Below are 13,139 nucleotides of genomic sequence, written 5' to 3'. Positions count from 1 at the left end.
GCGCCGAGAATCGGAAACTGGGGCAGAACTCACCAGAAATCACCGAGAAACGAGGCAGACGGGGCGGTAGGCGGGAGGTAGGAAGCGGTTGGCGCTAGGGTGATGGGTTTCTGAACTCAAACCCAACAAGTATACCCGGGCGCCGCAAAAAACTCAATGAAAGGAAGGACTTAACGTCGAGTGCCGCCCGAATTGTGACCTCCCGCCATGCCCTTACACCCAGCTCCACACTGGCGAGAACGTCACGTTCGGAGTGCCCTACTCACCCCGCATGGCAGCCTGCACCTGAGCCAGTGCCGTGGGGTCTTCGATGGTGGTCAGATCGCCGGGGTCCCGCCCTTCCGCTACGGCCTGCATCGCGCGGCGCAGCAGTTTTCCGGAGCGCGTTTTCGGCAGCGCCCCGACAAAGAACACGCGCGAGGGCCGCGCCACCGCACCGAGTTGCACCTCGACCGTACGCATCAACTCGCCCTCCAGAGCCAGGCGCCCTGCCGGCTCGGCAATGCGCGAAGCATCGCGCACGATGGCAAACCCCATCGCCACCTGCCCTTTGAGTTGATCGGCCACGCCCACTACCGCCACTTCGGCGATAGCGGGATGCGACGAGAGGCTCTCTTCGATCTCGCGTGTGCCGAGGCGGTGGCCCGCCACGTTGATGACATCGTCGGTGCGGCCCAGGATGGTCACGTAGCCTTCCACATCCCGCACACCCCAGTCGAAGCTCGAATAGATGTGCCGGCCAGGAAAGGCGGACCAGTAGGTCTGCAGGAAACGGGCATCGTCGCCCCAGACGGTGGTCATGCAGCCCGGCGGCAGCGGCGCGGCGACGGCGAGAAGCCCTTTCTCGCCCGGTGCGCATGGCTCTCCGGTCGCCTCATCCAAGATGTCGAGCTTGTAGCCGTAGACCGGGAAGCCCGGCGAGCCGAGCTTTTGCTCGGAAGGCTCGACCCCTTGCGGAATGGCCAACATCGGCCAGCCGGTCTCGGTCTGCCAGTAGTTGTCGACGATGGGCTTGTGCAACGCCTCGCCGATCCAACTGGCGGTGGGCTCGTCCAGCGGCTCGCCAGCAAGGAACAGGCGCCGCAGACTCGACAGATCATGTCGCTGCAGTAGCGCCGGATCCTGCTTCTTGAGCACGCGAATGGCAGTGGGCGCGGTGAACATCACATTCACGCGGTATTGCTCGACGATGCGCCACCAGACCGCGCCGTCAGGGCGGATTGGCGTGCCTTCGTACATGACCGTCGTCAGGCCCGCGAGCAGCGGCGCATAAACGATGTAGCTGTGTCCCACCACCCAGCCGACATCCGATGCTGTAAACATCGTGTCGCCGGGCTGCGTACCAAAAATGAGCGGCATCGACGCCGCCAGCGCCACCGCATAGCCGCCGGTGTCGCGCTGGACGCCTTTCGGTTTGCCAGTCGTACCCGAGGTGTAGAGGATGTACGAGGGCTCGCTCGACTCCATCCATTCGCACGGCACATCGGCATTCGCGTGCTCTGCCGCGAGCGTTGCGTAATCAGCGTCGCGCGGGTTGTGCCGCATGGGCGCGAGTTTGCGATCGACGAGCAACACGCGCTCAGGCTTGTGCGCGGCCAAGTCAATCGCCGCGTCAAGCAACGGTTTGTATTCGACCACCTTGCCCGCTCGCGAGCCTGCATCCGCACTGACGATCACGCGCGGCGTGGCGTCGTCGATGCGCGTGGCGAGACTGTTGGATGCGAAGCCACCGAACACCACCGAATGGATCGCGCCGATGCGCGCACAGGCCAGCATGGCAAACGCGGCTTCGGGAATCATCGGCAGGTAAATCAGCACGCGATCGCCACGTTTGACCCCCAGCGCCTGCAGGCTCGCCGCCATGCGGTTGACCTCCCGATGGAGCTGGCGATACGTGTACGTAGTCTCCAGGCCGGTTTCGGTGGAGACATACACCAGCGCCGCTTGCTCGCCACGCGTGGCGAGATGCCGGTCGACGGCGTTGTGGCAGAGGTTGGTGCGTCCGCCCACGAACCACTTGGCGAACGGCATGCGCGAATCGTCGAGGACTGCCGAATACGGCGTTTGCCACTCGATGCGCTGCGCCTGCTCGCCCCAAAAGCCAGCGGGGTCGTCAATGGAGCGCTGATACAGCGCGCGATACGCGGCGGACATGGGCATGACGTTGTCTCCTGGCCATCGTGTGCGATGGCTCAATCTTGATTGTGCTCGGATGCACCTACTTTGCGGTCGCCAACTTACGCAGGTCTTACCGCCGCCCCAAAACAAAACGGCGCCCCGCAGGACGCCGTTTCTCTCGCCAGACTCAGCGCTTCTTGCGCTTGGCCGAACTCGATGAGCTTGCCACCGGTTTAGCCTTGACCACCGGCTTGCCGGCCACCTTCGCAGTCGGCACGCGCGTGGTTGCCGCCGTGGCGCGCGATGTCGTAGCCGAGACGCGCATCACGCGCACGTGGCCGCCGCGACTGCCACCGCGCGCTTGCGGCAGCATCAGCACGACGCTGTGACCCTTGGGGATGGCGTCGCCAGGCAACTGGTTCCACGCACGAATCTGGGCAACAGACACGCCGTAGCGCCGCGACAGACCCGCAACCGTGTCGCGCTTGCCTGCGCGCACCACCACCTTTCTGAGATCCGGCATGTCGGGTTCGACCGCCATGGTGGCGTTCTCAGCCAATTCGGGGCTGATGTCGGGTGCGTTTTCCTGGGCGCCGTCGGCACGCGGTACGACCACGGTGGAGCCGGCCTTCAAGCGCATGCCTTTCGGAATGCGGTTGATCTCGCGAATGGTGTCGGGATCAACCTTCAGCCGCGCCGCCAACGCTTCCACGCGCTCACGGTTGCCGACCGTCACGGCCGTCCAGCTGGAAAGGCCACCGCGATACGTGTTCAGGTTGTACTGGAACGTTTCGGCGTTGTCGTACGGCAGCAGGATCTGGGGGTTGGATGCGCCAAGGATCACCGGCCGGTTGAACGATGGGTTGAGCGCCTTGAACTCATCCATCGGCAGGTTGGCCAGCTTAGCGGCCAGCGTCACATCAATATCGCGTGACGTTGTGACGGTGACGAAGTATGGATGGTTGGGAATCTCAGGCAGCGTGACGCCGTAGCGCTCCGGGTTGGCGATGATGTTCTTCACCGCCTGGAGTTTGGGCACGTACATGCGCGTCTCGGCGGGCATGTTCAGGTTGACGTAATCGGTCGACAGGCCGGCTGCCTGGTTGCGCGCAATCGCCCGCGCAACGGCACCTTCGCCCCAGTTGTAGGCAGCCAGCGCGAGTTGCCAGTCGCCAAACTGGTCGTGCAGCTTGGAAAGATAGTCAAGCGCAGCATCGGTCGAGGCAAGCACATCGCGGCGCTCGTCCTGGAAGACGTTCTGCTTGAGGTTGTAGGTCCTGCCAGTGCTCGGGATGAACTGCCACATTCCAGCGGCCTTGGCGCTCGATACAGCCTGCGGGTTGAACGCACTTTCCACGAAGGGCAGCAGGGCGAGCTCGGTGGGCATGTTGCGCCGCTCCAGCTCTTCGACGATGTGATACAGGTAGCGGTTGGAGCGATCCACCATACGGCGGAAGGCGTCGGGGCGCTGCGCATACCAGTCGGTACGATCGTCCACTGCCGAGCTTTGCAGGTCGGGCATGGAGAAACCCTGGCGAATGCGCGCCCAGAGATCCTTGGCCGGCCCTTTCAGGGCCCCCACGGGCTGCTGATCGACATTGACGACCGGCGCAGCGGCTTGGCCGGTGCCGGTGGAGGCGCTGGTGCTGGCTGTGTCGGCGCTCGGCCCGGGGGCCGTTGCACAGGCCGCAAGGAGCAGACTGAGCACAGTTGCCGCAAGAAGTCGCACGGATCGCATCAAGTTCTATGAGGTTAGGGCTAAAAATTGCCCCAGATAGTAAGAAACGCATCCGACCGCGTCAACCCGCGTTCACCCGGCGGGGTGCCTGCTGGATACATCACATCTGGCCGCGTCATCGCCGCGCGCCGAGCATTCTCAACGGAAATCGTTCTTCCACTGGCGCAACGCGGCGAATACAGCAACCGGATCGTCGGCGTCGATTCCGGCATGGCGTGCCACGGCATGCGTCACATTGCCGTCATCCGATCGCATGAAGGGATTGGTCGCCCGCTCGTGGCCAATGGTAGTGGGTACAGTCGAGCGGCCCTCGGCCCGCAACGCCGTTACCTCATCCTCCCAGGCCGCCAAGTCGGCGTTGCCAGGTTCGACTGCACGCGCAAAGCGCACATTCGATGCAGTGTATTCATGCGCGCAGTAGACACGCGTATCGGGCGCCAGCGCCGCCAGCTTGGCCAGCGACGCGCGCATCTGCGCAGGCGTACCCTCAAAAAGCCGGCCGCAACCGGTGGCGAAGAGTGTATCGCCACAAAACAGGCTCGCCGATGCGGCATTACCCTGAAGGTGCCCCACATAGGCGACGTGACCGCTGGTATGACCCGGCACATCGATCACCCGGAATGTTGCGGCCGGCTGCGTGAGCGTAACGACATCGCCTTCACGCACGGCCTGCGTGCGTCCTGGGATCGATTCACCCGCTGGGCCGATGACCGGCAGCGGCACACCCTCGGGATTCTCCGGATACGCCGCGAGCAGTTCGCGCACCCCGCCGACGTGATCGCCATGATGATGTGTGATTACAATGGCACCGAGCGTAAGCCCGCGCTCCTTCAGGAAGCGCAGCACCGGTTGCGCGTCGCCCGGGTCGACGACAGCAGCCACACGGCCATCGTGTAGTGCCCAAATATAATTGTCGGTAAACGCAGCGATCGCCTCCACCTCAAGCGCTACACCACGCGGCACACCACCCTGGACCATGTCCGACTCCTCTAACGATCGTCGCATTATAGATTGGCACCACTGGCTCGCTTCACCGCCCGGGCAATACGTCCTGCGCTGGGAACAGGCCCAGTTCGATCGCACGGTGGCCGACATGTTCGGCTATCACGCGCTGCAGCTCGGCCACCCTGGTTTTGGGGCGCTGCGCGAGAACCGCATCCCGCTGATCGCGCGCGTGGTGGACGACATCGACCCGACGGCCCCCACTGAAACGCTCGACCCGATGGACGGCGACCCCGCCGAATCCGCCGATGCGGCCGACGGGGAGCCCGACACCAGCACACCACAGCGGCAGGCCACACCCCGCGTGATCTGCCGCTATGACGAACTGCCCTTCGCTTCGCAGAGCATCGACCTCGTCGCGCTGCCCCACGTGCTGGAGTTCACGGATGACCCGCATGAAGTGCTGCGCGAAGTGGCTCGCGTGCTGATGCCCGAGGGGCGTCTGGTCATCACCGGCTTCAACCCACTGAGTTTGTGGGGCATGCGCCAGGGCATGCGCCGCCTGGGCACGGAATCGTTCCTGCCTGCGCAGAGCCAGATGATTGCGTTCACGCGCCTGAAAGACTGGCTCAAGCTGCTCGGATTTGATATCGTGCGCGGCCGTTTCGGCTGCTACTGTCCGCCCAATCGCTCGGACAAATGGCTGCAGCGCACCGCCTTCATGGAGAAGGCCGGCGACCGCTGGTGGCCGATCTTCGGCGCGGTTTACATGCTGCAAGCTGTCAAGCGCGTGCGCACCATGCGTCTGGTCGGTCCGGCATGGAAGACGCGTAAGTCGCCGTCACTGGTGCCGGCAGGTACGCCGGTCGCGACGCCTTCGGGCTCGCATTCGACCAAGGCGCCGTCGGCCACCGCGCGTGACGGCAAATCGGGCGCCTGATCGCGCCCGTTCCACTCACTGATCACCCATCGTTTTCTCAATGCAGGAAGTCACCGTCTATTCCGATGGCGCATGCAAGGGCAACCCCGGCCTTGGCGGCTGGGGCACCGTGCTCGTCTCGGGCAGCCATGAAAAAGAACTCTTCGGCGGCGAAGCGCTGACCACCAACAACCGCATGGAGCTGATGGCCGTGATCGAGGCGTTCCGCGCGCTCAAGCGGCCATGCCGGGTGCAGGTGTACACCGATTCGCAGTACGTGCAGAAAGGCATCAGCGAATGGTTGGCCGGCTGGAAGGCGCGCGGCTGGAAGACGGCTGACAAGAAGCCGGTCAAGAACGACGACCTCTGGCGCACGCTCGACGAACTCGTCGTCGGACATGACGTGAGCTGGCATTGGGTCAAGGGCCATGCCGGCCACCCCGGCAACGAGCGCGCCGATGCGCTGGCCAACAAGGGCGTCGAGATGGCGCGCCAGGCAAGCGCCTGACGCGGCCGAACGCTCGCTCACTTGCCCGCGCAGCGCTGCGTCGGGATCTGCGGCGCATTCGCAGCGGTGGTCGTGATGTACTGCGGCTTGCCATCCTGCGCATAGATCAATCGCAACGGGCCGCGCTTGGAAAGACCATCGTCGATATCGGCCTGCAACAGGCCGGTCTGCGCCCATAGGTCACCGCCGATGCTGCGCTTCTGCATCATGACGGGGCGATTTGCGCCCGGCTCCCAGTTGGCCTGGCGCTCTGGCACGTAGCGGTTGGGCAGCGTGCCGTAAGCGTAGAGCTGAATCAACGCGTCGGCGAGGTAACGCCCAGCTTGCTCATTGAAAATCGGCAGATCCTGGTTTCCGAGTTCGCTGCGGATACGCTGCGTCTCCGCCGTGCAGCTTGGCGCAACATTCTCGGCCGCGCGGGCGTAGGACACGCCGATCGCCACGGCTGCGGCGGCAAGCCACGTCAATGCACGATACAGGCGGCGCGGGCGGGTGGTCGGAATCACGGACATCGGTTCGGTATGCATGCGAGCTTCTCCGGTGAAATAACGTGGTTGTGAATCAGGACAGGAACAACTTGCGTTCGGCCTGACGACGCTTCGTCAGCCCCTTGAGCGGCTTGCCGCCTGCCTTGTCCCACAGCAGGAATTGGTTGGCCGCGCCGGCGTAGTCGCCGGCGTTGAGCTTGCGCAGCAGCGTTGACGAGCGCAGCCGCCCTGCTCCCAGGTTGAAGACGAAGGACGCCAGCGCGTCGAACTGACCCTGCGTGATCGACACGCGCACGGCTTTAGCAATGCCTTGTTCGGTGTCGGCAAGGTCTTTGCGCAGCAGCGCTTCCGCTTGCTGCTGCGAGATCGGACCGTTGAAGGTCTCGCCGGGGCGAATCAGGTGGCCGTAACCGATGGTCGGCTTGCCGACCGCATCCAGATACGTCGACAGACGCAGCCCTTCCGATTCCTTGATCAGCGCGAGGCCTCGCTCGCCGGTGGTGCGCGGGTTGTGCTCAGTGCTCATCGCTCTTCTCCTGGGGCGTGGTGGGGGTGTCGGGGCCATCGGAACCGCCGGCATTCGGCTGCACGGGCCTTGGCACCAGCCGATTCGTGTATTCGTCGATCAGCCGCATCACGGCTTCTGGCGGCTGCAGCGCCGTGAATTTCATCTCGATGTCGATGTGCTCGCTGTCGCGGCCCGTATCGCGTTTGGAGTGCGGTGCAAGCGAGACGTAGAACCGGCCAACGCCGCCCGCGGCTGCACCGTGTAAAGGCAGGGCCTCGGCGATGTCGCTGCGCACGGTCATGTTCACCGTCATCTCATCGAGCGCGATGCCGCGCGGCATCGCCAGCGAGACCAGCGGCAGCGCAAGCCGGTGCTGACTGTCGAGCGCAAGCTCCACCTCGCGGGCGACCAGCGTGCCGCTCTCGTCGGCATCAAAAAACTGGTCGAGCAGCGCGGTGTATTGCTGCGCAAGCATCTGGTTGGCAGACGCGGCGGCGTGCTGCATGCCGCGCGTGATGTCGTCGAGCGTCAGGCCATTCAAGCCCGGATGACCGTGGCTGTTGCTGCCACCACCGGTGCCGCCGCCCGGCGGCGACGAACCTGGTGGCGACGGCGGAGGCGCATCGGACCCAGTCTCGGGAAACGGCGTGGCATCGGAAGGCCCAGCAGGTTGCGCTGCCACAGGTGGCGCTGATGGCGCGCTGGCGGACGGCGCTGGTGGTGTTGCGGGCGCTGACGACGCACGGTCATCATCACGCCCGCGGCGGCTGAAGAGATTGAACATGGTGTCGGGTCGGTCGGATCGATCAGATCAATAGGCGGCGCGCGACAGGCGCGCACCGATCAGGACACCGGCCGTGGGGAGGCCGGCCGGCGTCCATCGCCGTGGCGGCTTACGGATTTGCCGGTGCCGGGGCCGGCGCGTTGCCGCCAGCGGGCGCCTTTTCGCCGATCATCGTGCCGTCGGTCGGCGTGGCGGGCAGCGGCTTGACGTCGTTCTCCTTGCCCTTGACCACGACCGGCTTGGTTGCCGCGTCAGTCAAAAACTCCATCACGCGCATCAGCGCTTCCGGCGGGTTCTGACGCTTGACCTGGGTGTGGAAGGAGTACTTGGCGCGCGTGTCGGTGCTACGGGTCTGCTCCGACTTGTGCGAGGCGCGGCCCGAGACCGACACGCTGAACGGGCCCCAGCCGAGCTTGGCCTGGAACGACCCTTCCGCCTCGGTGCTGGACGAGGATTTCTCCGACTGTGAAATCTCCAGCTCGAAATCGATCGTGCCTTCCTCGATGGCGATCACCGGATGCACGACCGCACACAGCAACGGAATGCGCATCGTCTTCTGGATCGTGCCCTGCGACACCCCCTTCTCGTCGACGATGGTTTCGTCGTAGTCAAATTGCACCGCAACGGCTTTGCCGTTCTGAATACACACCTGCAGCAGAAAATCCGCATAGGATTTTGCCGCTGAGGTTTGCGCCGCGATCATCGCCTGCAGCGGCGCAGAGATCATCTTGTCGATCGGCAGCGCATTGATAACCGACCCGATAAGTCCGTTGTCCATTTAAAACTCCTCACATTGAATTATTTGGACGCACAGGTTTGTGCGCCCGAATCCAAAGTAAGAGTTTTTCCTGCGGGGTTCGATGCCGCGAAAGTCCCAGCCAAGGCCACGGAACAGCGGCCCAGTACGTATCGACAGGCCGCCCGTGACTTTCGGCACTGAACTTCTGTTTCAATGCATCCGGATCGATCCCGCCCTACAAAATAATCGGTTTCTCTGAAAATAATTAACTGAAGTACGAGGGGTCGATGAATATTCTGGTAATCGATAGCTTGCCGCTTTTTGCGGCAGGTGTGTCCAATGTATTGAATGCACTCGACGCGCAGGGTGTGTTTATCGATACACACTACGCCGTGCAAATCGGGCCGGCTTGCCGGCAAGCCGAACCCAGAGCCGTCGTGATGGAATGGAGCGCACAGGACGACGACGCACGGCAACGCCTGTCGGAGTTGAAAGCGGTGCTGCCGGAAGTGCCTGTGCTACTGACGGTGCAAGCTGTCGGCCGGCACGTGGTGGGCGACGCGCTGCGCTTCGGCGCGGCCGGCGTGGTCGACCGGCAAGCCACGGCCGACGTTCTGCTCGAAGCCCTGCAACGCATTACCTCGGGCGCAGTCTACTTGCCGCCCATCAGCAATCTCTCACCCGACGACCCGCGCCAAAGCCCGGGAGAAAGTCCGGCTGAACTCTGGCGCCGGCTCACGCCGCGGCAGCATGAGGTGCTGCAACTGCTTGCAGAGGGCAAGTCCAACAAGCAGATCTGTCGCGTGCTCAACGTGGCTGAAGGCACCATCAAGAACCATCTGTACGCGCTGTTCCGGCAGATTGGCGTCAACAATCGGACCGAGGCCGCGCTCTGGCTCTCGCGCTGCAAGGCGAGCCTCGTCCGCCTGCAGATGTGTGCGATGTAGCGCCGCGACGCGCACCTGCCCGTGGCCTCCGCTGCCTTTTCGGACGTCACGGGCCCTGAGGTTCACCGCTGGGCGAAAACACTAACCTGACTGACCACATTGCATTCACGCGACCACGCCATACACTGATTGGAAGGCGGCGCACGGTGCATCGCCGTTTTTTCATGGAGGCCGCCCATGGAAATCATCGAGTTCCACACCAGCCCGCCACGCTATTGCGCCGCGGATCTCACTCTCACCTGCACCGCAAGCGTCGACGGCATCCCGGCCTGCTATGCGGTGACGGCTGAAGCGCTCGAAGAACATTTCGGCGCCCGCTCGTGGCGGCAGGAAGATCTGCTGCAAGCCATGGAAAGCCACCGCGGCACCATTGAAGACATGGCGCGCTCGCTGTTCAAGCTGACGGACTCGCACAACATCGTGCTCCGTAGCGGCCATTTCCGCTTCGGCATGTAGCTGCTCAGTGAGCAGCATGACCGACATCCGCGTCTGCGGCGAACAAAAAGAAGGCCAGCGCAAAGCTGGCCTTGAGGAAGCGTACGTGAGCTACTCAGGCTTGCACTCGTGCTTCATCTCGCGTCGCCCGTCTTCGTAGACCACCTCCAGCCGGCACGTAAAGCCCCATAGGCGTACGACGTGCCGCAGCATCTCTTCGTAGTTCGGCCCGAGCGGGCGGCGGTTGCTCTGTAAATGGCGCAGCGTCAATGAGCGATCTCCGCCCACGTCAACGTTGGTCACTTGGATGTTGGGCTCGATGTTCGAGAGATCGTACTGCCCTGCCAACAACTCTCGGATCTTGCGATAGCCATCGTCGTCGTGGATGGCGGTGACGCGCAGCTTGGCGTCGCGATCGTCATCGAGCACGGAGAACAGCTTCAACTCGCGGATCACACGCGGCGAGAGAAACTGCAGCAGGAAGCTCTCGTCCTTGAAGTTGCGCATGGCGAAGTCGAGTGTCTTCTGCCAATCGCTGCCTGCAATCTCGGGCGCCCAGCGGTAGTCCTCTTCTTCCGGCGATTCGCAAATGCGCCGGATGTCCTGGAACATCAGAAAGCCCAGGGTGTACGGGTTCAAGCCGCTGTAGTACGGGCTATTAAACGGCGGCTGATAGATCACGTTGGTATGCGCCTGCAGCAGCTCAAGCATGAACGCATCGTTGACGAGCTTCTCGTCGTACAGCTTGTGCAGGATGGTGTAGTGCCAGAAGGTGGCCCAGCCTTCGTTCATCACCTTGGTCTGCCGCTGCGGATAGAAGTACTGCGCAATCTTGCGCACGATACGCACGATTTCTCGTTGCCACGGCTGCAACTTGGGCGCGTTCTTCTCGATGAAGTACAGCAGGTTCTCTTCCGGCTCGGGCGGAAACTGCGGATCAGGCTCCGGCACGTCATCAGCGGTTGCCAGGGCGCGTGCCCGGTGCGTGGGCAGCGTACGCCACAGATCGTTTACCTGTGCTTCAAGGTATTTCTCGCGCTCCGCCTGGCGGGCTTGCTCTTCGTTGATAGACAGCTTCTTGGGCCGTCGATATCGATCGACACCGTAGTTCTGCAACGCGTGGCAGGAGTCGAGCAGCAGTTCCACCTCCTGCTCGCCGTAGCGCTGTTCGCATTCAGCCACGTAGTTCTTGGCGAAGAGCAGGTAATCGACGATAGCGTCCGCGTTCGTCCACGTCCGGAACAGGTAATTGCCCTTGAAGAAGGAGTTGTGGCCGTAGCAGGCATGCGCGATGGTCAGCGCCTGCATCGGCATCGTGTTCTCCTCCATCAGATATGCGATGCAGGGGTTCGAGTTGATGACGATCTCGTACGCCAACCCCATGAGGCCGCGCTGGTAGCCGCGCTCCGATGCAAGGAAGTGCTTGCCGTATGACCAATGGTTGTAGCCCAGCGGCAGGCCGGACGACGCGTAGGCATCGAGCATCTGCTCGGCGGTGATGATCTCGATCTGGTTCGGATAGGTGTCCAGGCCGAAATCTGCGGCAATCTGGGCGATGCTTTGGTCGTAACGCCTGATCAGCTCGAAGGTCCATTCCGAGCCCGTAGATAGGTAGGCCATGCTCGTTCCCGTTGGTCCATCACACAGGGTCACAGGTGGCGTGCTCGCCATGGCACACGCTGCCACTGCGCGGCGGCAGTGCCCGGCTGGCGGCAACTCCTGCAGCCCGATCAGCGATCAGGCGGCGCGCTTCTGAAACAGCTCGTGCAACACCGGATAGATCTCGTCCGCCTTGAGAATGCGCTGCATCGCGAAGTTCTCGTGCCCAGCCTTCAACGTAAGATACTCCTCCCACAGGTTCTGCGGCTCCGTGGAGACCACCTCAACATAGGCGTAGTACTGCGTCAGCGGCAGGATCGACTCGCGCAGGATCTTGGCGCACAGCTCTGAGTCCCCTGCCCAGTTGTCGCCATCCGAAGCCTGCGCGCAGTAGATGTTCCATTGGCTTGGCGAATAACGCTCCTGAATCACTTCCGCCATCAGTTTGAGTGCACTCGACACAACAGTGCCACCCGACTCGCGTGAGTGGAAAAAATCCTCCTCATCCACCTCCTTAGCCACGGTGTGGTGGCGGATGAAGACGACGTCGATGCGTTCGTAGTTCCGCTTCAGGAACAGATAAAGCAGCATGAAGAAACGCTTGGCCAAGTCCTTGCGCGATTCGTCCATCGAGCCGGATACGTCCATCACGCAGAACATCACCGCCTGCGCCTGCGGACGCTTACGCAGCACGCGGTTGTTGTAGCGCAGGTCGAGCTTTTCAATGAACGGCACGCGATCCAGGCACGAGCGCAGATGTCGCATCTCCTTCATCAGCTCTTGCGCGCGCACGCTGTAAGGGCCGTCGTTTTCCAGCTCCTCGTTGTACTCGCCTTCCAGCTCATGCAGACGGCGCTGATACGGGCTGGACAATGCAATGCGGCGACCGAGCGAGCTGCGCATCGTCCGCAGAATCGACAGGTTGGACGGCGTGCCATCGAGCGAAAAACCCGCACGCACCTTGCGCACCTCCGCGATCTTGGCCAGGCTGCGCTTGGCAAGATCGGGCAACGCCATGTCTTCGAAAAAGAAGTTGAGAAAGTCCTCGCGCGAGAGCGTGAAGATGAAATCGTCTTCGCCCTCGCCCGAGTCGCTGGCCTGCGAACCGGAGCCGCCGCTGCCCTGCTGCGGGCGGTCGAAGCTGTCGCCGCGAATGAACTCTTTGTTGCCCGGGTGAACGCCTTCTCGGCGCCCGCCCGAGCCGTGGTGGAACATGGGCTCGGAGATGTCCTTGACGGGAATGGACACCTGCCCGCTCTGCTCGATGTCCATGATCTTGCGACCCGTCACCGCCTTGGCCACTGCACGGCGGATCTGGTCTCGGTAACGCTTGATGAAGCGTTGCTTGTTGACGGTGCTTTTGCCGCCACCGTTCTCCCGCCGATCAATGATCGTGCCCATGTGACTGCCCTCG

The 13,139-nt window shown here is 63.0% G+C and carries 13 protein-coding genes; 4 read left to right on the top strand and 9 right to left on the bottom strand.

Translation table 11 applies throughout. The annotated features are described in order from the left end of the window. Positions 1-258: 258 nt before the first annotated feature. The 3 genes from prpE to gloB form a co-directional block, all read right to left on the bottom strand. On the bottom strand, positions 259-2,160 hold the full coding sequence (gene prpE / locus BG83_RS0103550) for a propionate--CoA ligase (protein WP_024975428.1): 1,902 nt from the start codon (positions 2,158-2,160) through the stop codon (positions 259-261). A gap of 145 nt (positions 2,161-2,305) precedes the next feature. Next, on the bottom strand, positions 2,306-3,856 hold the full coding sequence (locus BG83_RS0103545; protein ID WP_024975427.1) for a transglycosylase SLT domain-containing protein: 1,551 nt from the start codon (positions 3,854-3,856) through the stop codon (positions 2,306-2,308). Positions 3,857-3,994: 138 nt separating this feature from the next. Continuing rightward, positions 3,995-4,834, bottom strand: coding sequence for a hydroxyacylglutathione hydrolase (gloB, locus tag BG83_RS0103540; protein ID WP_024975426.1), 840 nt, complete (start codon positions 4,832-4,834; stop codon positions 3,995-3,997). Between gloB and BG83_RS0103535 the strand changes: the two genes are divergently transcribed. Together BG83_RS0103535 and rnhA are read left to right on the top strand one after the other, a co-directional pair. After that, positions 4,833-5,738, top strand: coding sequence for a class I SAM-dependent methyltransferase (locus BG83_RS0103535; protein WP_200869022.1), 906 nt, complete (start codon positions 4,833-4,835; stop codon positions 5,736-5,738). The two genes, gloB and BG83_RS0103535, sit on opposite strands and share 2 nt — an antisense overlap. A 40-nt stretch (positions 5,739-5,778) precedes the next feature. Beyond that, a complete protein-coding gene (gene rnhA, locus BG83_RS0103530) occupies positions 5,779-6,225 on the top strand; it encodes a ribonuclease HI (protein ID WP_024975424.1) in 447 nt (148 codons plus the stop codon). Positions 6,226-6,242: 17 nt separating this feature from the next. Here rnhA and BG83_RS0103525 read toward each other — a convergent pair whose 3' ends face one another. The 4 genes from BG83_RS0103525 to BG83_RS0103510 form a co-directional block, all read right to left on the bottom strand. After that, positions 6,243-6,752: a hypothetical protein gene (locus BG83_RS0103525; protein WP_024975423.1), complete on the bottom strand. Its 510-nt coding sequence runs from the start codon at positions 6,750-6,752 to the stop codon at positions 6,243-6,245. Between the two features lie 34 nt (positions 6,753-6,786). Continuing rightward, positions 6,787-7,239, bottom strand: coding sequence for a lysozyme (locus tag BG83_RS0103520; RefSeq protein WP_012762196.1), 453 nt, complete (start codon positions 7,237-7,239; stop codon positions 6,787-6,789). Further along, positions 7,229-7,903: a DUF2589 domain-containing protein gene (locus BG83_RS0103515; protein WP_235193151.1), complete on the bottom strand. Its 675-nt coding sequence runs from the start codon at positions 7,901-7,903 to the stop codon at positions 7,229-7,231. Before BG83_RS0103515 ends, BG83_RS0103520 begins: the two co-directional genes overlap by 11 nt. A gap of 211 nt (positions 7,904-8,114) precedes the next feature. Further along, a complete protein-coding gene (locus BG83_RS0103510; RefSeq protein ID WP_024975421.1) occupies positions 8,115-8,783 on the bottom strand; it encodes a DUF2589 domain-containing protein in 669 nt (222 codons plus the stop codon). 248 nt (positions 8,784-9,031) lie between these two features. On the opposite strand from BG83_RS0103510, the gene BG83_RS0103505 reads away from it, so the two are divergent. Both BG83_RS0103505 and BG83_RS0103500 read left to right on the top strand, forming a co-directional pair. Continuing rightward, complete coding sequence (locus BG83_RS0103505; RefSeq protein WP_024975420.1) at positions 9,032-9,691, top strand: DNA-binding response regulator; 660 nt, start codon at positions 9,032-9,034, stop codon at positions 9,689-9,691. Between the two features lie 177 nt (positions 9,692-9,868). Continuing rightward, on the top strand, positions 9,869-10,147 hold the full coding sequence (locus tag BG83_RS0103500; RefSeq protein WP_024975419.1) for a DUF1488 domain-containing protein: 279 nt from the start codon (positions 9,869-9,871) through the stop codon (positions 10,145-10,147). 90 nt (positions 10,148-10,237) lie between these two features. On the opposite strand, the gene BG83_RS0103495 is transcribed toward BG83_RS0103500, so the two are convergent. Further along, on the bottom strand, positions 10,238-11,746 hold the full coding sequence (locus BG83_RS0103495) for a SpoVR family protein (RefSeq protein WP_024975418.1): 1,509 nt from the start codon (positions 11,744-11,746) through the stop codon (positions 10,238-10,240). A gap of 117 nt (positions 11,747-11,863) precedes the next feature. Continuing rightward, a complete protein-coding gene (locus BG83_RS0103490; protein ID WP_024975417.1) occupies positions 11,864-13,126 on the bottom strand; it encodes a YeaH/YhbH family protein in 1,263 nt (420 codons plus the stop codon). Between the last annotated feature and the right edge of the window lie 13 nt (positions 13,127-13,139).

It is taken from the genome of Ralstonia pickettii (assembly GCF_000607165.1).
GTDB classification, from domain to species: Bacteria; Pseudomonadota; Gammaproteobacteria; order Burkholderiales; family Burkholderiaceae; genus Ralstonia; species Ralstonia holmesii.
The sequence above is the reverse complement of the archived record's forward strand: the minus strand, read 5'-3'. Positions and strand labels throughout refer to the sequence as shown.

What these genes read in the sequence shown, in the direction of transcription:
- rnhA (WP_024975424.1), top strand. Translation starts at nt 5,779, where the DNA reads ATGCAGGAAGTCACCGTCTATTCCGATGGCGCATGCAAGGGCAACCCC.
- BG83_RS0103505 (WP_024975420.1), top strand. Translation starts at nt 9,032, where the DNA reads ATGAATATTCTGGTAATCGATAGCTTGCCGCTTTTTGCGGCAGGTGTG.
- BG83_RS0103525 (WP_024975423.1), bottom strand. Translation starts at nt 6,752, where the DNA reads ATGCATACCGAACCGATGTCCGTGATTCCGACCACCCGCCCGCGCCGC.
- BG83_RS0103500 (WP_024975419.1), top strand. Translation starts at nt 9,869, where the DNA reads ATGGAAATCATCGAGTTCCACACCAGCCCGCCACGCTATTGCGCCGCG.
- BG83_RS0103545 (WP_024975427.1), bottom strand. Translation starts at nt 3,856, where the DNA reads ATGCGATCCGTGCGACTTCTTGCGGCAACTGTGCTCAGTCTGCTCCTT.
- BG83_RS0103510 (WP_024975421.1), bottom strand. Translation starts at nt 8,783, where the DNA reads ATGGACAACGGACTTATCGGGTCGGTTATCAATGCGCTGCCGATCGAC.
- BG83_RS0103520 (WP_012762196.1), bottom strand. Translation starts at nt 7,239, where the DNA reads ATGAGCACTGAGCACAACCCGCGCACCACCGGCGAGCGAGGCCTCGCG.
- gloB (WP_024975426.1), bottom strand. Translation starts at nt 4,834, where the DNA reads ATGGTCCAGGGTGGTGTGCCGCGTGGTGTAGCGCTTGAGGTGGAGGCG.
- BG83_RS0103490 (WP_024975417.1), bottom strand. Translation starts at nt 13,126, where the DNA reads ATGGGCACGATCATTGATCGGCGGGAGAACGGTGGCGGCAAAAGCACC.
- BG83_RS0103535 (WP_200869022.1), top strand. Translation starts at nt 4,833, where the DNA reads ATGTCCGACTCCTCTAACGATCGTCGCATTATAGATTGGCACCACTGG.
- BG83_RS0103495 (WP_024975418.1), bottom strand. Translation starts at nt 11,746, where the DNA reads ATGGCCTACCTATCTACGGGCTCGGAATGGACCTTCGAGCTGATCAGG.
- prpE (WP_024975428.1), bottom strand. Translation starts at nt 2,160, where the DNA reads ATGCCCATGTCCGCCGCGTATCGCGCGCTGTATCAGCGCTCCATTGAC.